The following is an 18,661-nucleotide window of genomic DNA, read 5'->3' on the forward strand; positions in this document are numbered from 1 at the left end:
CTAAAACGCTACCGAAGCCGCCCGATAGCGCTTAGCGGTCGTTGTTCGCGTGGTCCGGCGGGCCCCTGTCGCCGTCTTCCTCATCGTCTTCCTCGTCGTCTTCCTCGTCGTCTTCATCTGCATCAGCCCCGTCGTCGTCTGCGTCATCGTCTTCCTCGTCGGCTTCCTCTTCTGCGTCTGCCTCGTCATCGCCATCATCGGCTTCCTCGTCCGCGTCTCCCTCGTCGTCTCCGTCGTCGGTCTCCTCGGACTCGACGTCGTCCGCGTCCTCAGTGTCTTCGTCCCCGTTCGGCCCTCTGTCTTCCGGCGGGCCGCGACGGTCGTCGTCGGGCGGCCCCTGGGCCTGTGCCTCGTCGTTGCCGCGGTCCTCGGGCGGGCCGGGCTCGTCGTCCTGGGCGTCAGTGTCCGCGGGCGGACCAGCGTGGGCGGGAGCGTTCCCGGGGTTGTTCTGCGTGACAAAGCTCGCGACCTGGAAGCCGATACCACTCTCCATGGTCGACCGGTCGAGCATGTCCTGGACGAAGCCCATGACGCTCATGCCGAAGGACTCCGCTTCCTCGGTCGTCAGCGTCGTCGTCGTGGTCGCCGTCTCGCCGTCGTACGTCGCGGTCACGTCGACGGCGACGTCGTAGTAGGGTTCGGGAATGGCGACCGTCCCGTCGGCGGTGGTCGTGTAGTCGCCCTCACCGACGTAGGCGGCGTCTTCGGCCCCGTCGACGGACACGTCGGCGCCCTCAACGGGGTCACCGTCGTGAGTGACGGTCACCGTCGCGCCGTCGTTCCCCGCTTGCGCGACGGAGACGGCGAGAGCGTCGTTGCCGACGGTCGTGCCGTCGTTGCCTGCCTCGTTGCCTGTCTCGGCGACCGCGGTGGCCGCGCCCGGACCGAGCGCGAACAGCAGCAGCCCGACGGTCGCCATCAGTGCGAACAGTCTGGTATTCATCTCGCCAGTATCTGAGTCAGGATTGGGGTTAAACCCCCCCTCTCGTTCACGCCGTTCAACGACGGTCCACCGAGCATATTAATCTCTCAGAAGCGTCGAAAGCGTTCAAAGACGGTTCTGAGTGTTTAACTATCGCTCGGTGGCACGCTCGACGAGCGCCGTCGCGTGCTCGCTGGCCCGGGTTCGAACGGCCGCTTCGTCGAACACTTGAACCTCGCTATCACGCATGAGAACTGCGCCGTCGCACACCGTGTGGCGCACGTCGCTGCCGCGGGCGGCGTACGCGAGGTGCGAGACGAGGTCGTGGGCAGGGGTGAGATGCGGTGCTTCGAGGTCGAGGACAGCGAGGTCGGCGTTCCGGCCGACCTCGAGTCGACCGCTGTCGAATCCCAGCGCGTCGGCCCCGTTAGCCGTCGCCATCTGGACCACCGTCGCGGCGTCGACGGCGCTCGCGTCGTCGGTGGCGAGCTTGCCGACCATCGCGGCGTCGCGCATCTCGTCGAACATGTCGAGGTCGTTGTTCGACGCCGGGCCGTCGGTGCCGATGCCCACGGTGACGCCCGCATCGAGCAGGTCCTGGACCGGTGCCATCCCGCTCGCCAGCTTCATGTTTGATGCCGGGCAGTGCACGACGCCTGTCTCGGTCTCGGCCAGCAGGTCGATCTCGGCCTGGTCGACGTGGACGCAGTGGGCGAGGAAGGTGTCGGGCCCGAGCAGGCCCACGTCGTCGGCGTACTCGAGCGGTCGAACGCCCTGTTCGTCGACGATGGGGTCGACCTCGTCGGTCGTCTCGTTGGCGTGCAGGTGGATGCCCAGGCCCGCCTCGACGGCCTCGGGGACGTACTCGCGGAGGTAGTCCTCGCCGACGGTCGTCAGGCTGTGGGGCTGGAACGTCGTCGTGATGCGTCCGTCGGCCGCGCCGTCGAGTCGCCGGGCGGTGTCCAGGCTCTCCTGCATGTCCGCGTGGGCCCCCTCCTCGTCCTTGGCGACCGTGACGGCGGTGAAGCCGAGGACGGCCCGCATCCCGGCCTGTTCGACCGCGTCGGCGATCTCGTCGACGTGGAAGTACATGTCCGAGAGCGCCGTCGTCCCCGAGCGAATCATCTCGACCAGGCCGAGTTCCGCGCCCACGCGGACGTCCTCCGGGGTCAGTTCGGCCTCGACCGGCCAGATGTCCTCCTGTAACCAGGCGTCGAGGGGCTTGTCGTCGGCGTAGCCACGCAGGAGCGTCATCGCGACGTGCGTGTGGGCGTTGACCAACCCCGGCACCGCCAGGCCGCCGCTGGCGTCGAGTTCGTCGTCGCCCGCGAGTTCGCCGGGGGCCTCGATGGCGGTGATGTCGCCGCTGTCCTGGTCGACCAGCACGTCCGCGCGTTCGATGGACATGTCCGGTCGGAGCACCTGTCCGCCGCTGACGAGGAGGTCTGTCATGTGCTCGGGTTAGCGGGCCCCGCTCTTAGTTCGGCCGGGTCGCGCTGGGGAACGGGTTCGTCAGTCTCTTTTCGAAGCGCATCGAGCGGGTAGTAGATGGCGACCGTTCGCCGAATCCGTCGCGCCGTCGAGGCCTACCGCCGCGACTCTCCGAGGGGGCTACTCGTCGCGGTGGCGAGTGGCTGGTTCCTCGTCCTCGGGATGCGTTTCGTCGTCCCCGCCGTCCTACCGACGATCCGCGCGGAGTTCGGCATCTCGAACGCGGACGCCGGGCTCGCCGTGACGGTGCTGTGGATGACCTACGCCGCGATGCAGTTCCCGGCTGGGGCGCTCGTCGACCGCGTCGGCGAGCGCGTCCTCCTCTGTGGGGCCGCACTGCTCTCGGGTGTCGCACTGCTGGGGTACGTCGTCGCGCCGATCTTTTCGCTGTTCGTGCTGGCGACCGCCGGGTTCGGCCTCGGAACCGGGCTCTACGGTCCCGCTCGAGGGACCCTCCTCTCCCGGACGTTCGACGCCAGCGAGGGGGTCGCGTTCGGCGCCGTCATGGCCGCCGGGTCGCTCGGAGCCGCGGCGCTCCCGTTCGTCGCGACGCTCGTGACCGCCCGCTTCGGCTGGCGACTCGCGCTGGCGAGCGCCGCCCCGCTGTTCGTCTTCGTCGCGGTGCTCCTCTGGTTGACCGTCTCCGACCGCGCTACTACCCCGACCGACCGGAGACTTCGGGCAGACCTCCGGGCCGCGCTCTCGGGGTTCCGGAGCCGCCGCCTCCTGCTGGCAGTCACCGGCGCGACGCTCATGCTGTTCGTCTTCCAGGGCGTGACCGCCTTCCTGACGACGTATCTGGTGACCGTCGCGGAACGCTCGCAGGGGACCGCCGGCGCTATGCTGGCAGGGCTGTTCGTCGTCGGCGCACTCGCGCAGCCCGTCACCGGCCGCCTCGCCGACCGCTACGGGTCGCCGCGCGTCCTCGTCGGCGTCGCCCTCCTGAGCGCCGTCCCGCTGGCGCTGGTGCCACAGCTCTCTGGAACCGTCGCGCTCGCCGTCGGTTCGGGCGCCATCGGGCTGCGGATGAGCGCCGGACCGCTCTCGAACGCCTACATCGTCGACGTGCTCCCCGACGCCGTCGAGGGGACCGGCTGGGGCCTCCTGCGGACGTGCTTCTTCGGCATGGGGTCGCTGGGGTCGACGGCGGTCGGCGTCCTCGCCGACTACGGGCTGTTCGAGACCGCGTTCTACGCGATGGCGGCGCTGACCGTCGTCGCCGGGCTCGTCTACACCCGGCTCCCCGAACGCGCCTGAGTCCGGAACACCAATTGTCCCCCGCGTCCTCAGTCGGCGTATGCGCATCGCCGTCCCCAACAAGGGCCGCTTGCACGACCCCGCCGAGAGCCTGCTCGAACGGGCCGGCCTCCACATCGTCGACGGGGCCGACCGACAGCTGTACGCCGACACCGTCGACCCGGACGTGACGGTACTGTACGCCCGCGCCGCCGACATCCCCGAGTACGTCTCCGACGGGGCTGCCGACGTGGGTATCACCGGCCTCGACCAGGTGACGGAGGCCGAGACAGGGAATCTCGAAGAACTGCTCGACCTCGAGTTCGGCGGCTGCCGGCTGGTGCTCGCTGTCCCGGAAGACGGCGACATCGAGACCGTCTCCGACCTGGACGGTGGCACCGTCGCCACGGAGTTCCCGAATATCGCCCGGAACTACTTCGCCGACCTCGACGTCGAGGTCGACATCGCCGAGGTCTCGGGCGCGACGGAACTGACCCCCCACGTCGACATCGCCGACGGCATCATCGACATCACGTCGACAGGAACCACGCTCAGGATGAACCGCCTCGAGATAATCGACGAGGTGCTCGACTCCTCGGTCCGCCTGTTCGCCCGCGAGGACGTCGCCAACGACGAGAAGGTAAAGCAGGTCCGGACGGCACTGCACTCAGTGCTGTCGGCCGAAGGCAAGCGCTACCTGATGATGAACGTCCCCGAGGACGCACTCGACGACGTGAAAGACGTGTTGCCGGGGATGGGCGGCCCGACGGTGATGGATATCGCCGGCAAGGACGACGTGGCCGTCCACGCCGTGGTCGACGACAGCGACGTCTTCGAGACCATCAACGACCTCAAGGGGGTCGGCGCCAGCGACGTCCTGGTGACCGAAATCGAGCGGTTGGTGGAATAGTACCGTTTTACTTCACCCCATCTCCTCGCGCGCTCTGCGAGCGCGCTGCGGCGAGAGGGCTCGTAAAAATCTACGCTAAAAAATGCGGCACGATCCCTCGCTACGCTCGGTCACGTGCCGTGAGACTGCGCCTCGCGCCACTCGGCGCAGTACACTATAGTCCGAGGGCCGGGACGCTTACACTCGGTTGAAACCATCGCCCACTGACAAGCCCCTCTTGCGAGAGACAGAGGGTTAGTTCACCAAGGCAATTTACGAGTCGATATATGTCAACCACCTCTATTGAGTTGTTCCGTCAGTTTATTTGATTGTATAGTGCCTACTCACCTCATAGCGAAATTAATTGAATTAGCATACGATGAGGCTCAATCAGATATTTCTGAACACGAGATTGAAGGACACCTCTGTGACACTCTGCTCGACAGAGATCTCAATTTCACAACGAACCAAGGAGCGCAAGCTGAGGTGAGACAAGAAAATTAATCGATAACAGAGATACCTATGCTCAGTCTGAACTTTAAAATTATATTGCGGTTGTAAGATATGCGCCCTCTATCCAGCACAGACGCCGGAACCTCCCACTGACTAAGTTCCCAGCAGCGCCGATGTTCACTCCTTGAGCCGCCACAGCAGCGCCGCGAATCCGATACCGACGGCCGGAAGCACGGCGAGCGCGAGGAAGGTCCCCTGGACGTCGACGACGGTCAGGAGGTAGCCAGCCAGGGCAGCACCCGCGGCGCCGACGCCGAAGTTCGCCAGGTAGGTGTAGCCATAGGAGAGCCCGCGGTCCCCGGGCGGGCTGTACTCGGCGATGGTCGCCTGGTAGAGCGGCTGGATGGCAAAGAGGAGGAAGCCAAGCGCGACGCTGACCGCGAGCAGCGGGCCGAGGCCGGCTCCGGCGGCGGGGATGAACAAGACCGAGACGACCGCGAGACCGGCGAACATCGCGAGCAGTCCCAGCTCGACCGGAATCCGGTCGGTGAGCTTGCCGCCGACGTACTGACCGCCGATACCGACGGTTAGCAGGCCAGCGTAGAGGTACGACGCGAGGTCGAACTCCTCGGCCAGCGGGCTCCCGGGCTCGAACAGCCGGACGTAGTCTGTGACCGGCGGGAGGAAGCCGCCGAGGACGTCCGGGAGGAAGGTGAGGAACCCGCGGTAGAACAGCCCGTTCATCATGACGACGAGGATAGCGACGGTGAAGCCCGCAGTGAACAGCGCTCGGGAGTCCGTGAAGAACTGGCCCAGGGACGCCGGCGGCTCGCTCGAATCGCCGCCGTCGGTGCTGACGGCCGCCGTCGCGTCGAACTCGGCGGTCACCGCGTACGCGACGGCGAGGAATGCAGGCACGACGAGCATGGCCGCGACGAGCCGCCAGTCGAACGCCAGCAAGAGGAGGGCGGTGAGGAGGGGGCCGAGCGCGATGCCGGTGTTGCCGGCCATCCCGTGGTAGGCGAACCCCGCGCCGCGGTCCTCGACGCCAGTCGAGATGAGCGCGAGTCCCGCGGGGTGGTAGGTGCTTGCGGCGACGCCCCACAGGCCGAGCGCGAGCGCGATGGTCGGGATGCCCGGTGCGACGCTCAACAGGAGGAAAGAGCCGCCCATCCCGGCCAGACAGAGCGTGACGAGGCGATTCGACCCGAAGCGGTCGACGAGGACGCCGCCGGGGAGCGCCCCCAGCCCGAAGAGGGCGTAGCCGACGGCGACCACCGTCCCCAGGAGCGCGGTCGTCACCGGGAACTCGGTGAGCCAGACGACGACGAAGATGGGGATCGAGAGCTCGTAGGTGTGGACGAGCGCGTGGGCGATGCCGGTGAACGTGACGATAGCGCGGTCGTTGCCATTCATTTCAAATCAATCCGAATATGTTGACGAACGCGACGCCCAGGACCGCCGCGAACGCGAGGTGGAGGGCAACGAGCGGGGCCGTCGACCGTGTCGAGAGCCGATAGACGGCGCTGACGGCGATGCCGTCGGCGATGACCGTGAGGACGACGACCACCAGGACGCCGAGGCTCGGCGAGACGACGCCGGCTTCGACGCCGAAGCGCTGTAGCAGCAGGGAGACCACCGCCGGCAGCAGGGCCGCCTTGGCGGCCAGCTGGCTCGGCACCTCCCCGATGAAGAACGTCGCCGCCAGGTGCAGCGTCACCGCGTAGAACAGCCAGGTGACGAGCAGCGTCACGACGACGGCCAGAATCCCGCCACCGGTCAGACTCGGCGTCGCGCCCTGGAGCATACCCGTGGTTCGACGGGGGGTCGTTTGTGCGTTTTGTTCTGCGGCAGTGACCAACACAGGTCACGGCACGGTCGCTGTCACGCGGCGAATATCGAGCAGGACGGCGACACCAGTTACGGAGCAGTGGCTGTCACGCGACGAACGCCGCGCGGCGGTGACCCCTACTCGAGCAGGCCCAGCTCCTCGAGTCGGGAGACGATCTTGTCGACGGCCTCCTTGGCGTCGTCAGGTTTCTTCCCGCCGGTGATGACGAGTTTGCCCGACCCGAACAGGAGCGCGACGACGTCGGGTTCGTCGAGGCGGTAGACCAGGCCGGGGAACTGCTCGGGCTCGTACTCGATGTTCTCGAGTCCCAGGCCGATGGCGATGGCGTTCAGGTTGAGGTTTCGACCGAGGTCCGCAGAGGTTACGATGTTCTGGACGACGATCTCGGGGTCGTCGTCGACCTCGATGTTGAGGTCGCGGAGCTTGTCGAAGACGATGCGCAGACTCTGGTGGACGTCGTCGGTGGACTTCGCGCCGGTGCAGACGATCTTGCCGGACCGGAAGATCAGCGCCGCAGATTTCGGGTCCTGGGTTCGATAGACGAGGCCGGGGAACTGCTCGGGGTCGTAGTCGGCACCCTCGAGGTCCATCGCCACGCTCTGAAGGTCGAGTTCCTGCCCGATTCCAGTCGAGGCGACGACGTTTTCGATGTTGATGGTCTCCTTGGGGTCAACCATGTCTCAATTTAAATCATGTATTTAAGGCTTATAAAGGTTCATGGCGTCGGCTGACACGTCGACTGCTACACCAGTCAAGTCGCTGAGAAGAACGGTTTATATTTGCGCCTGGACGGCGTGGACCGGCACGCTGATGGCCGTCGGGACGGACGGTAGTGGCGTGTACGTGCTCGAACTCGGCGGGCAGGACGACGCCTTCGCGGCCCGGGAGGCCGCGAGTGCGGCCAGCGCCGTCTCGCCGCTCGCGCCCGGCCTGGCGACCGCCCGCGGCGTGACAGACCGCGTGCGGACGCTCGCCTACACGCACCGGGCTTGCGAGCTCGTCGGCACCGGCGACCCCGACATCGACAGCGCGCAGGCGGTGCTAGCGGCCGCGAGCGTCGAGCGCTCGGGAACCGTCGCGGTTCGGGCCGTCGACGTCAGGGGGAGCACCGACGTCGACACGCAGGCGGCCGAACGGGCGCTTGGGGGCGTCCTCACCGACCGCGGGTTCGCCGTCGACCTGGAGACCCCAGACCACACACTGTGCGCCTACTTCTCGGACCCCGCGGGCGACGAGGAGTCGAGCGCTGGCGAGGCCTGCTGTGCGCTCGGCTGGCTCGCCGTCGAGAGCCGGCGGGACTTCGGCGATCGCCAGCCGACCGACCGGCCGTTCTTCCAGCCCGGAAGCATGGACCCGCTGGAGGCGCGCGCGCTGGTCAACCTCGCCGGCGCCCGCCCCGGCGCGACGGTGCTGGACCCGATGTGTGGCACCGGCGGCATCCTCCTGGAGGCCGGCCTCGTCGGTGCCCGGCTCGTCGGGAGCGACGCACAGGAGAAGATGGTTCGCGGGACGCGCGAGAACCTCCGCGACGGGCTCGACGACGCCGAGCAGGAACCTGACGCGGGCCCGCGACCCGGCCGCTGGGACCTCGTCCGGGCCGACGCCGCCAGACTGCCCCTCGCGGACGACGCCGTCGACGCCGTCGTGTTCGACGCGCCCTACGGTCGACAGTCCCGCATCGAGGGCGACCTCGACCCCCTGGTTTCCGGTGCGCTCAGCGAGGCCGCCCGGGTCGCCGACCGCTGTGTCCTGGTCGCGGACCGCGAGTGGACTGCGGCGGCGGCCGCCGCGGGCTGGACACTCACCGACCGGTTCGAGCGGCGCGTCCACCGGTCGCTGGTCCGTCACGTCCACCTGCTGGAGTGACCGTCCGTCCAGTTTTACTGGACGAACGTCCATGATATGTGTGAGCGTGCCAAGATTTAAGCAGACCCGAAAACGAATACACACAACGATGCCTACCTGGTCAGACCCAGCACCGTGCGACGACGGCGAGCGACTCTTCGAGTGTCCGGGCTGTGGAACGCGACTCTGTAGCGAGCTCTCTGCGGTGACCTGTGAGAAGTGTGGCGCCGAGATGCAGAACCTGAGCGTCCCGCGACCCGAATAGGTCAGTCAGAGAGGACGGCGAGCGCCCGTTCCGGCGTCCCGTCCATCCGTTCGACGAGCGACCGCACTCTGTTCCGGGTCGCGGCGTCGCCGTCGACCAACACCATCCCCTCGTCGGGTTGGCCGTAGACCACGCAGCCGCCCTCCGGAAGGGCGAGAATCGCCGGGAGCGCCGCCAGGTCCTCCTCGCCGTCGACGTCGATGAGCGTCGTCCCCGCGGATTCGAGCGCGGTGACCAGCGCCGTCAACAGCTCCGCTGTGACCGTCGCGGGCGGGTTCTCGACCTCGATGCGGCGGTCGAACCCACGGACGGCGGCTCGCACTTCCTCGTCCACCGCGGTGCGTTTAGTGCGCTCGTCGACGAGCGCGACGTCGGGGACGCGCCCGGCCTCCAGGAGGTGGTACGTGACGATGTCGCCGACGGCCACGAGCGGGTCGCCCGCATCGGCCAGAAGTGTCTCTGCGTCGGTGTATAGCGAGCCGAAGGGCTCTTTGAGTTCGCCTCGCAGGTCGTCCGGAAGTTCGAGGACGACGTCGGCCACGCTTACCGGACCTTCAGCGCGTACTGCCCGGGTTCCGTGACCTCCATCTCGCGGGCGATCTCGGACTCCTCGGGGTGAGCGATGACGACGTAGCCCGCCCAGTCTTCGGTCAGCGAGGTGCCGCCACAGGCCTCGCACTGACTCTCGATCTCGGCGCCCTGCACGCGGTGGCAGTCGCGACAGACAAGTCGGTCAGCCATCAGGAATCACCGGCTTCGGCCGGACTCTCGCGTTTCTCGCGGTCCTCCTGGAGCCAGCCGTGCTTGCCCAGGCCGACCTGTTTCGCCGTCAGGCCGATCTTGGAGTCCCGCGGGTTGCGCTCGTCGATGCTCTTGGTGACGATGCGTGCGCGGACCGCGTCGCCGACGCCGAGCGTCCGGTTGGACTCCCGGGAGGCGAGTTGCTGGTTCTCCTCGTCGTAGGCCAGATACTCGTCGGAGATCTGCGAGACGTGCAGCAGGCCGTCGACCGGCCCGATACCGACGAACGCCCCGAAGTTGACGACCTCGACGACCTCCCCGTCGACCACTTCCTGCATCTGTGGGTCGAAGGTCAGCGCGTCGAACTCGGCCTCGTAGTAGACGCCGGGCTTGTTCGGCAGCACCGCGCCGTCACCGATGTCTTTGACGTCGATGACGGTGACGACGCTGCCGACGTCCTCGTCCATCCGTCCCTCTAGTTTGTCCTGCAGGAGCCGTTTGACCAGCTCCGGGCCGACGTCCGCCAGGTGTCGTGGCGGGACTTCCACCGTGTCGCGTAAGCGTACCCGTTTGTACATGTTATGGTTGAGTGATACCCAGTTTGTTCCGACCCCTTAAACTAATTACTGGAACGCCCGCGTCGAGCAGGCGCCGTTTGAGGGGCTTGTCGTTCGTCACCGCGTGTGTCGCCTCGTCTCGCGTCGCGAGTTCCAGCACCGCGTCGTCCGCGTAGTCGGCGTCGGTATCGTGAACCGACACCCGGTCGAGCAGGTCCTGGCCGACCGCCGCGGCGGTGGCCTCGGCACCCGCGCCGTCGGCCAGTTTCGCCAGTTCCTCGCGGACCGCCTCGGGGGCGACACAGTCTGCGTCCGGCAGCAGTCGGTCGAGTTCATCGAACAGTCGGACGTCGCATTCGACCGGCATCATCAGGGCGTTCGTGTCCAACACGATCATTCACGCAGTGTGCCGACGCCGATGAGCCGCCAGCGCGCGCCGACGCGACGGTTGATGGCGATTTTCGCGCCGGCCTCCGCACAGACCGGGCGTTTCAGCGAGAGTTCACACTCCCCGTCACGGGCGCTGGTGACCGCGCCGACCGTTGTCGCGGTGCCGATGGTGAGCATCAGCGGCTCGCCGGTCGAGATCTCCTCGACCTCGCCGCCGTCGTCGCCGACGATGCGCTCGAGCAGGTCGACGTCCATCGTGAACTGCTCGTGGGTCGGCGGCAGGCTACCGGGCGGGCCGGCGACCTGGCCGGCCAGCGCGTCGCCCTTCGTGATAGAGGGGTCGAGTCCGGTCCCGACGCCCAGCAACCCACCGGGCGTGACCCTATCGACGAACTCGCCGCCCGACTGGAGCGACCGGACCGTCGTGGTGACGGGCCGCCACTCGGTCTGGCCGCCCTCTTCGACCTCCCGGCCGGGACGGAGTTCGATGTCGTCGTCGGCCTCCAGTTGCCCGCGGACGAGCGAGCCGCCGAGGACGCCGCCGAGCAGGTCGTCCCACGTCGTGCCGGGTCGGTTGATGTCGAACGACCGGGCGACCATCATGCGGGCGTCGGCGTCCGGGTCCCGCTCGGGCGTGGGAATCTCGCGCTCGATGGCGTCGATGAGCAGGTCGATGTTCGCCTCCTGACCCGCGCTGATGGGGACGACGGGGGCGTCCTCCGCGACGGTGCCCTCGACGAACTCCTGGATCTGCTCGTAGTTCTGTCGCGCCCGTTCGTTGTCGACGAGGTCGACCTTGTTCTGGGCGATGACGATGTTGTCGATGCCGATGATGTCGAGCGCGCTGAGGTGCTCCTCGGTCTGGGCCTGCGGGACGGGCTCCGTGGCCGAGATGACCAGGACCGCGCCGTCCATGATGGCCGCCCCGGAGAGCATCGTCGCCATCAGCGTCTCGTGGCCTGGGGCGTCGACGAACGACACCGTCCGGAGGTGCTCGGTGTCCACGTCGTGCTCCTCGCAGTGCTCCTCGACGGTGAACGCCTCGGGCTCCTCGGCCTCGGGACAGCGACGGAACGTGGCGTCGGCGTAACCGAGCCGAATAGAGATCCCGCGCTTCATCTCCTCGGAGTGCTGGTCGGTCCACTCGCCGGACAGGGCCTGGACGAGCGTCGTCTTGCCGTGGTCGACGTGGCCGACGAGTCCGATGTTCACCTCCGGTTGTTTGTTCGATGTCATTTCGGGAGTAATCTTGGTTCAGTTTCGCCACGTGCGCCTGATAAACCTACTGTTTGCGCCCGGAGCGGGGGCCTCTGGCCGCCGTCTTCGTGTCTCTGGTTCACACGGTGAACCGGCAGCGTCAGCCCCGCAGGAGGTTCATCACCTCGTCGGTGACCGTCCCTTCGACGGCGACGAGGAAGCGCTCGCCGGGCGTCAGCTCGGTCTCGGGGCCGCCGATGCGCTCGCCGGCGGCGTCGACGATGATGAGTGATCCCCGCGGGAGGCGGACCTCGGCGAGCGTCTTGCCCGCGGCGGGGGCGTCCTCGGCGATTTCCACCTCCAGAATCTCGACCTTGCCGCCGACCTCCTCGATGCTCCGGACGCCACCGCCGACCACCTCGTTGACGGCGACGCGAGCGGTGAGACTCGCCGTCGAGACGATACCGTCGACGTACTGCGAGTAGAGTTCGTCGGGGTCGCCGTCGATGCGCATCACCGTGTGGAGGTCGGCCATGCGCTGGGCGGCCATGCAGATGGCGAAGTTCGTCGGCTCGGCGTCGGTCAGCGCCGCGATAGCGTCGCACTTGTCGGGCTGGGCCTGGCGCAACACGGCCGGCCGGGCCGCGTCGCCCTCGATGATGCTCGCGACGTACTCGGCGGCGACCCGTTCGCTCTGGTCGGGGTCGCGCTCGATGAGGACCACGTCGTGGCCCCGGTCGTCTAGCAGTTCCGCCGTCCGTAGTCCGACGTCGCCGCCGCCGGCGACGATGACGCGTAGTGTCTCTTTCATGGGTTAGTCCTCCGTGGAGATGGTGACCTCTGGTTCGCTGATCTCCGCGTCGCCCGTCTCGGGTGGCCCCGGCATCTCGCCGGCCTTCCGCCGGGCGAGCGCGAGGTAGATGGCCGCGCCGACGACGAGCCACCCCATCGCCAGCAGCCACGTCGTCAGGTCGATAAAGGCCGCCAAGAGGAGGTTCAGAACGATGCCGAGTATCGGCGTCGCGGGGTAGAAGGGGACCTCGAAGGGCCGCCGGAGGTCGGGTTGCTGGCGGCGCAGGCGGATGACGCTGAGGTTCACGATGGTGAAGCCAAGCAGCGAGAAGAGGCTGGCGAGGTTGCCGACGACGCGGATGGGGACGACGGCGACGGCGATGAGCATCACCACGGCCGAGGCGACGATGGCGACGAACGGCGTCCCGAAGCGGTGGTGCAGCCGGCCGAGCCGCCGGGGGAGCTCTGCCTCCCGCCCCATCGCGAACGCCACCCGACTGGAGCCGATGACGACGGCGTTGAGCGCGCTGATCGTCGAGAACACCGCACCGAAGGCGATGAGCGCCGCCCCCGTCCCGATGACCGGGAAGACGGGCATGAACCCCTCGGCAGCCTGGGCGATGGCCGTCTCGCCGGCCCCCGAGAGCCCGTCGGCCCCCAGGGTCCCCAGCGCGACGAAGACGACCAGTAGGTAGACGACGACGGTCGTCACGACCGAGAGGATGATGGCCCGTGGGATGTTGCGCTCGGGGTTCTCGACCTCCTCGGTGACCGTCGCGATGAGGTCTTACCCCTGGAAGGCGATGAACGTCAGGCCCATCGCCGGCAGGATGGTAAGCGGGTCGCCCCGGCGGAAGAAGGGCTGGAACTCGCCCAGGTCGACGAACTGCAGGCCGAAGGCGACGAACACGACGAGGATGAGGATCTTCACCAGCGTGATGAGCGTCTCTGCGCTTCCGCTGACGGCCGTCGAGACGGCGTTCAGCGTCACGAAGACGACGACCACCGTCGCCGCCCAGAACAGGACGCCGCCGGGCAGGTCCACGCCGAAGATGTGGCCGAACTCGATGAAGTTCGACGAGAAGCCAAGCGCGTACAGCGCCCCCGCAATCATGTACGTGAACCAGCGGGTCCAGCCCATGACGAAAGCGACGGGCGCCGAAAAGACCTCCCGGACGTAGGCGTAGCCGCCGCCGTTGCGTGGAATCGACGACGCCAGTTCGGCGTACGACAGCGCCGTGAACGTCGTGACGCCGCCGTTGAGCGCGAACACCAAGATGGCGGCCGGCCCGGCCGTCTCGACGGCCAGCCCCGTCAGCACGAAGATACCCGCGCCGATCATCGCGCCGATGCCGACCATCGTCGCGTCCAGCAGGGCCAGGGTCGCAGCGGGGGAGCGGTCGCCAGCGTGACTCACGAGTCGGCCTCCCGTCCCCGACGGCGGGCACTACCTGTCACGTGTGCACACCTACCAGAGTCTTTTCGGACCACCGACATAAATCCCCCCGCGGGCGCGCCGCTTTTGTCGCTGCCGCCCCTGGCACTCTCCGTGCGAGAATTCGGGTTCGAACTGGCGTTATGTGCCTACTTAGAGCGCGAGGGCCACCTCGTGAGCCGCCAGCTCGGCGGTCACGTCCACGGCCGGCGCGTGCTCGACACCGTCGTCGTCGAGCCCGGTCCCGAGTTCGCCGAACGGGCGGCCATCACGCCCGAGCGCATCCCGGCGGCGGCCATCGAGAGCGACGTCGGTCCGGGGCGCGCCCGCTACTGGAAAGACGCCTTCGACTGCCACCCGGACCGGGCCGAGCGCGCCGTCGAACTCGCGGTCGAACGGGGCTTCTTCGAGCGCGAGCGCCGCGGCGGCCGGACCTACGTCCGTCAGACCGCGCGCTATCCCGACTGGGTCGGGTCCATCACTGCCATCGAGAACAAGCCCGACCTCGACCGGCCGGGCGACCTCGAAGCCCAGTTGCGGACCGACGTCTCGCTGGGCCTCGTGGACAGGGTCGTGTTGGCGACGGCGGATTACGTCACCGGTGCGCACCTCAACCGCATCCCCGAGGCGGTCGGTGTCTGGCGGTTCGACCCCGACAGCGGCGAGCGCGAGGTCGTCCGCGAGGCGGCGGCGCTGTCGACGGGGGAGGGCGGCGTCGAGCTCATCGAGGAAGCGCCGCTCCGGACCGACGTCCGGGTCGTCTCGGCCGCCGAGAAGGCCCGGTCACGCCGACGGCTGGCCGAACGAGCCTACGCGAAGGGGTGGCGGAGTTTCGACTACCCCGATTGTGCGCAGTGCAACGTCGACGACGACGGACTGCCGCACTGTGCGTGGAAGGGGCGGCCGGTGCGAGCGAGCGAGGAGTGTGGCCCCGACTGCGGCGGCTACGACCACACCGAGGCCCCGACGTTCGACGGCGACGCGCGTCGCGCCGACCGGACGCCCTGGGAGCCAGACCCAGCAGGGCGCTCGCGCCGCCAGAGCGGTCTAGACCGCTTCGGCTGAGTTCAGCGGTCGCTGTCGGACGGCGAGGCCGGTGTGTCGTCACCGGCGGGGGCGCGGCCGCTCGTGTGCGCCCCCTCGTCTCGTGGTCGCCCGCGGACAGCTGTTCGTGCCTCGGCGTCGGTCCCGGTCGCGCGCTCGCCTGCGTGCTCCGCGGACGGCTCGTCCACCAGGTCCGCGTGGGTGGGCCGGGTCCGGTAGGACACCGCCGAGGCGACGGCGACGACAACGCCGATACCGACGACGAGCGCCCAGCTGATTCGACCCGCGAACAGCCACAGGCCGACGGCGGCGAGCGCGCTGCTGACCAGCCCTGCTCCGACCGTCTCTGCGATGCCGCGGGGGTCCATGTCAGCAGTCATCCCCCCATCGTACAAAAAGTCGCGGTCGGTGAGGGGGGAATTCCTACTCGACGCCCAGCGAGAAGCGCTCGCCGTCGAGCGCGATGTCGTCGGCGAACGCCCGGTCGGCGGGGACGTAGTGTGCGGTGTGGACGATGCGGTAGTCGTCTGGTTCGATGGCCGCGACGAAGTCCCGCGACCCCCGCAGCGTCATGTGTTTCGTCCCGAAGGTCCGCGGGACGCCCTCGTCGTCGTGGTGCGCGCCACCGAGTGGGTGCTTCTCGCAGGCTTCGGGGTGGACCAGGCCCTCGACGAGCGCGAGGTCCGCACCGGTCAGCGCCTCACGAGAGCGGTCGGGAATCTCGTAGCAGGTGTCACCGGAGATGGCGAGGACCGCCCCGGTCTCCGGCTCCTCGATTCGGAGGCCGTAACACAGCAGCGGCGGGTGCTCGACGGGGACGAGCGTCACCTCGAACCCGGCGGCGGTGAACGGCTCGTGCGGCGGCTGCGGGTAGACCGAGATCTTGTCCAGATAGTCGTACCGGTTGCGGACGCCCTCGGCGACGCTCTCGCCGGTGACGGGGTCGGTCTCGTCGGCGGCGTACACCGGGAGGTCGTCGAACAGGCGGTAGGCGTTGCCGAGGCCGTCCAGGTGGTCGAAGTGGACGTGCGTGACGATGGCCGCGTCGGGGAGGGGGACGCCCTCGCGGAGGAACTGCTGACGGAAGTCGGGGCTGACGTCGACCAGCAGCGACTCGCCGGTCGTCTCGTTCTCGACGTAGACGGAGAACCGGGAGCGCTCGATGCCGTCGGGGTCGATACCCCGCTGGCGGACCCGTTCGCGCAGGTCGGCGTCGGGGTCGCGCGCCCGCTCGCAGGTGTCACAGTCACAGCAGACCGTCGGCGTCCCCGTCGTGTCGCCCGTCCCCAGTAGCGTGACCTCCATTGCCGTCGCCTCCGAGCGGCACGTGGGTAAGTCCCGCGCTTTCGCCCGGTCACTCCTCGGAGAGGTCAGAGAGGTCGAGCCCCTGCATGCGGGCGGCCTTGGCGAGAATCGCCCGAGCGCGCTCGTCGGCGACGTCGTCGACGAGACAGTCGATGAAGCCAGCGAGGAGCGAGGGTTTGATGCGCAGGTCGACGAACTCGACCGTGCCGTCGGCGACGACCAGATCGATATCCCACTCGCCGGCGTCGGGGTCGGTCATGCGGACGTCGACCCACTCGTCGGCCGTGTCGTCCGGAGTTGTGAACACGTCTTCGTCCATACGCAGGTGAAGTCGTGCCCCGAGATAAGCGCTCGCCTCTCGTGGGGTCGATTTATTATCGGACGCGGATATCCACCAGACATGACGTTCGTCGTTCCGTTCGACGGGTCGACTGGCAGCGAAGCCGCGTTGGTCCGTGCCTGCGAGATTGGCGAGGCGATGGGTGAGACAGTCGTCGCGGTGACGGTCGTCCCGACCGGCAACACCGACTACGCCCGGTCGAAGGGGTGGCTCGACGCCGCCGAATCGTTCGACAGCGAGGCAATCGTCGCACGACTGACCGACCAGGTGATGGCGGCGGCGCCCGACGCCACGTTCGAGCACCTCGAGTCATCGAGGGATGTCTCGGGCAACAGCATCGCGAAGCCGATTCGACGGTTCGCCAGAGACAACGGTGCGTCGATGGTGTTCATCGGCTCGAACAACACCGGCCGACTGACGACCAGTCTCAGCAGCGTCGGCGACCGAATCAGTACCGACCAGTCGTACGACGTTGTCATCGTCAGGCAACAGCGGTCGGCGTAGTCCTCGCGAGCGACCCCCGTCAGTGGTCGTGGTCGTGACTGTGCCCGCCGTCGGAGGCCGCGTCGGCCTCGCCGGAGAAGTCGCCGCCTGCAACGAGGGCGTCGTGGTCGCCGTCGATCATGTCCATGTTCTTGAGGTTGTCACGCTCCTCGAAGTCCACGATGGCGTCCTCCAGGTCCTGCTGGGTGAGCGTCGTCCGCTCCTCGGTCAGCGCCTCGAGGACGGCCTCGCGCAGAACCAGGCGGAGGTCGCTCCCCGTGAGCCCCTCGGTCATCTCCGCGAGAGTGTCGGGGTCGAAATCGAGGATATCCATCTCGCGGGTGACGATGCGAAGGATGTCCGAGCGCATCCCGCGGTCGGGCTTGGGGAAGTTGACAATCTCGTCGAAGCGCCGCCAGGCGGCGGCGTCGAGCTGGTCGGGGTGGTTGGTCGCGCCGATGAGCAGCACCTCGTCCTGGATGAGCGATATCTCGTCGATGCTCTTCAGCAGGGTGTTGACCGCACGCTTGATGGCGGCGTGCTCGTCCGAGGAGCGGGTCTTCGCGACGAAGTCGAACTCGTCCATGAAGAGGATACACGGGGAGAGCCGTTTGGCCACCTCGAAGACCTTCTCGACGTTCTTGGCCGTCTCGCCGAGGTACTGGCTGGTTATCATCGAGAGCTTGACCTCGACGAACGGGAGGTCCAGGTCGTGGGCCAACGCGCGGGCGACGCTCGTCTTGCCGGTGCCCGGCGGGCCGACGAACAGGAGTTTCCCGATCTCGCGCAGACCGATGCGTGCGAGGTAGTCGCGGTGTTCGATGGCTTTGACGATCTTCTGTATCTCGCCCTCCTGGTCGGCCGTGAGCACCAGGTCGTTCAGCGTCATCTCGACCTCCTCGGGAGCGCGCACGTCGACGAGGTCGAGCATCGACTCGTCGTCCTCGTCGTCGGTGTCGAACGCCTCCTCGAGCATCGCGTCGATGAACGCGCGGTCGGCCCGGGACGGACGGTTGTGGGCGCGAGCGGTCTCGTAGTCGACGCCGTCGACCTCGTCCTCGTAGACCGAGGCCAGCACCGGGTTCCGCATGAGGTGGTCGGCGTCGACCCGGTCGAGGAACCACTGTTCGGCCATGTCACGGTCGGTAAAGGAGATGCTCCCCGAGAAGTCGTCGCGGTCGGTGAACATCAGCCCCGAGACGGCCTCCCAGGGCCGCTCGACGCCGGTGGCTTCGCTCGCGGTCGTGGTGGTCGCCGAGAGCGGTCGTTCGATGGTCCCGTCGCTCCAGAACACAGTCCGGTAGGCCGCGGGCAGGTCGTCGGGGTCGAGCGACCGTCGCTCGCTGTAGAGTGTCGTCGTCAGCAAGAACTCGACGACGTCCAGTTCCGGGTTGCTCATTCCCACCGTAGTTGCAACGCGAGGG

General features: G+C 67.8%; 21 protein-coding genes and 1 pseudogene. 6 read left to right on the plus strand and 16 right to left on the minus strand.

Annotated features, from left to right (window positions below; translation table 11 throughout):
• Positions 1–31 precede the first annotated feature (31 nt).
• Positions 32–943: a hypothetical protein gene (locus P1L41_RS02710; RefSeq protein WP_276297338.1), complete on the minus strand. Its 912-nt coding sequence runs from the start codon at positions 941–943 to the stop codon at positions 32–34.
• Between the two features lie 129 nt (positions 944–1,072).
• On the minus strand, positions 1,073–2,374 hold the full coding sequence (locus P1L41_RS02715; protein ID WP_276297339.1) for an amidohydrolase: 1,302 nt from the start codon (positions 2,372–2,374) through the stop codon (positions 1,073–1,075).
• Positions 2,375–2,470: 96 nt separating this feature from the next.
• Here P1L41_RS02715 and P1L41_RS02720 point away from each other — a divergent pair, with 96 nt between their 5' ends.
• Positions 2,471–3,670 (plus strand): MFS transporter, encoded by a 1,200-nt coding sequence (locus P1L41_RS02720; RefSeq protein ID WP_276297340.1) that lies wholly within the window; start codon positions 2,471–2,473, stop codon positions 3,668–3,670.
• A 40-nt stretch (positions 3,671–3,710) separates the two neighbouring features.
• The gene (gene hisG / locus P1L41_RS02725; RefSeq protein ID WP_276297341.1) at positions 3,711–4,559 is read left to right on the plus strand and encodes an ATP phosphoribosyltransferase; all 849 of its coding nucleotides are present in this window, start codon (positions 3,711–3,713) and stop codon (positions 4,557–4,559) included.
• A gap of 609 nt (positions 4,560–5,168) precedes the next feature.
• Here the strand turns inward: hisG and P1L41_RS02730 are convergent.
• The 3 genes from P1L41_RS02730 to P1L41_RS02740 all read right to left on the minus strand — a co-directional run bounded on the left by P1L41_RS02730 (position 5,169) and on the right by P1L41_RS02740 (position 7,520).
• Positions 5,169–6,407 carry an MFS transporter gene (locus P1L41_RS02730; protein ID WP_276297342.1) on the minus strand — a complete coding sequence of 413 codons (1,239 nt, stop codon included), beginning with the start codon at positions 6,405–6,407 and terminating at the stop codon, positions 5,169–5,171.
• A 1-nt stretch (position 6,408) separates the two neighbouring features.
• The gene (locus P1L41_RS02735; protein WP_276297343.1) at positions 6,409–6,798 is read right to left on the minus strand and encodes a DUF7473 family protein; all 390 of its coding nucleotides are present in this window, start codon (positions 6,796–6,798) and stop codon (positions 6,409–6,411) included.
• 161 nt (positions 6,799–6,959) lie between these two features.
• On the minus strand, positions 6,960–7,520 hold the full coding sequence (locus tag P1L41_RS02740) for a TATA-box-binding protein (RefSeq protein ID WP_276297344.1): 561 nt from the start codon (positions 7,518–7,520) through the stop codon (positions 6,960–6,962).
• 160 nt (positions 7,521–7,680) lie between these two features.
• Here P1L41_RS02740 and P1L41_RS02745 point away from each other — a divergent pair, with 160 nt between their 5' ends.
• Together P1L41_RS02745 and P1L41_RS02750 are read left to right on the plus strand one after the other, a co-directional pair.
• A complete protein-coding gene (locus P1L41_RS02745; protein WP_276298424.1) occupies positions 7,681–8,709 on the plus strand; it encodes a methyltransferase domain-containing protein in 1,029 nt (342 codons plus the stop codon).
• An 88-nt stretch (positions 8,710–8,797) separates the two neighbouring features.
• Complete coding sequence (locus tag P1L41_RS02750) at positions 8,798–8,953, plus strand: rubrerythrin-like domain-containing protein (protein ID WP_276297345.1); 156 nt, start codon at positions 8,798–8,800, stop codon at positions 8,951–8,953.
• A gap of 1 nt (position 8,954) precedes the next feature.
• On the opposite strand, the gene P1L41_RS02755 is transcribed toward P1L41_RS02750, so the two are convergent.
• The 7 genes and pseudogenes from P1L41_RS02755 to P1L41_RS02785 all read right to left on the minus strand — a co-directional run bounded on the left by P1L41_RS02755 (position 8,955) and on the right by P1L41_RS02785 (position 14,047).
• Complete coding sequence (locus P1L41_RS02755) at positions 8,955–9,494, minus strand: GTP-dependent dephospho-CoA kinase family protein (protein ID WP_276297346.1); 540 nt, start codon at positions 9,492–9,494, stop codon at positions 8,955–8,957.
• A 2-nt stretch (positions 9,495–9,496) separates the two neighbouring features.
• Positions 9,497–9,694 carry a transcription elongation factor subunit Spt4 gene (gene spt4 / locus P1L41_RS02760; RefSeq protein ID WP_276297347.1) on the minus strand — a complete coding sequence of 66 codons (198 nt, stop codon included), beginning with the start codon at positions 9,692–9,694 and terminating at the stop codon, positions 9,497–9,499.
• Complete coding sequence (locus tag P1L41_RS02765) at positions 9,694–10,272, minus strand: DNA-directed RNA polymerase (protein WP_276297348.1); 579 nt, start codon at positions 10,270–10,272, stop codon at positions 9,694–9,696. Before P1L41_RS02765 ends, spt4 begins: the two co-directional genes overlap by 1 nt.
• 1 nt (position 10,273) lies before the next feature.
• The gene (locus tag P1L41_RS02770) at positions 10,274–10,648 is read right to left on the minus strand and encodes a twitching motility protein PilT (RefSeq protein ID WP_276297349.1); all 375 of its coding nucleotides are present in this window, start codon (positions 10,646–10,648) and stop codon (positions 10,274–10,276) included.
• Entirely contained in the window at positions 10,645–11,877 is a 1,233-nt protein-coding gene (locus P1L41_RS02775) for a translation initiation factor IF-2 subunit gamma (protein WP_276297350.1), read from the minus strand. Before P1L41_RS02775 ends, P1L41_RS02770 begins: the two co-directional genes overlap by 4 nt.
• A gap of 121 nt (positions 11,878–11,998) precedes the next feature.
• Positions 11,999–12,649, minus strand: a complete 651-nt coding sequence (locus tag P1L41_RS02780) for a potassium channel family protein (protein ID WP_276297351.1) — start codon at positions 12,647–12,649, stop codon at positions 11,999–12,001.
• A gap of 3 nt (positions 12,650–12,652) precedes the next feature.
• Positions 12,653–14,047 (minus strand): annotated as a pseudogene (locus tag P1L41_RS02785) (APC family permease).
• Positions 14,048–14,179: 132 nt separating this feature from the next.
• On the opposite strand from P1L41_RS02785, the gene P1L41_RS02790 reads away from it, so the two are divergent.
• Positions 14,180–15,130: a DUF5787 family protein gene (locus P1L41_RS02790; protein ID WP_276297352.1), complete on the plus strand. Its 951-nt coding sequence runs from the start codon at positions 14,180–14,182 to the stop codon at positions 15,128–15,130.
• 2 nt (positions 15,131–15,132) lie between these two features.
• On the opposite strand, the gene P1L41_RS02795 is transcribed toward P1L41_RS02790, so the two are convergent.
• The 3 genes from P1L41_RS02795 to P1L41_RS02805 are packed head-to-tail and all read right to left on the minus strand — an operon-like array spanning position 15,133 to position 16,733.
• Entirely contained in the window at positions 15,133–15,477 is a 345-nt protein-coding gene (locus tag P1L41_RS02795; protein WP_276297353.1) for a hypothetical protein, read from the minus strand.
• Between the two features lie 55 nt (positions 15,478–15,532).
• The gene (locus tag P1L41_RS02800) at positions 15,533–16,414 is read right to left on the minus strand and encodes an MBL fold metallo-hydrolase (RefSeq protein WP_276297354.1); all 882 of its coding nucleotides are present in this window, start codon (positions 16,412–16,414) and stop codon (positions 15,533–15,535) included.
• 49 nt (positions 16,415–16,463) lie between these two features.
• On the minus strand, positions 16,464–16,733 hold the full coding sequence (locus P1L41_RS02805; protein ID WP_276297355.1) for a hypothetical protein: 270 nt from the start codon (positions 16,731–16,733) through the stop codon (positions 16,464–16,466).
• Between the two features lie 81 nt (positions 16,734–16,814).
• On the opposite strand from P1L41_RS02805, the gene P1L41_RS02810 reads away from it, so the two are divergent.
• Positions 16,815–17,258 (plus strand): universal stress protein, encoded by a 444-nt coding sequence (locus P1L41_RS02810; protein WP_276297356.1) that lies wholly within the window; start codon positions 16,815–16,817, stop codon positions 17,256–17,258.
• A gap of 19 nt (positions 17,259–17,277) precedes the next feature.
• Here P1L41_RS02810 and P1L41_RS02815 read toward each other — a convergent pair whose 3' ends face one another.
• Positions 17,278–18,636, minus strand: a complete 1,359-nt coding sequence (locus tag P1L41_RS02815; protein ID WP_276297357.1) for an ATP-binding protein — start codon at positions 18,634–18,636, stop codon at positions 17,278–17,280.
• Positions 18,637–18,661 lie beyond the last annotated feature (25 nt).

It is taken from the genome of Haloarcula ordinaria (assembly GCF_029338275.1).
Taxonomy (GTDB): domain Archaea; phylum Halobacteriota; class Halobacteria; order Halobacteriales; family Haloarculaceae; genus Haloarcula; species Haloarcula ordinaria.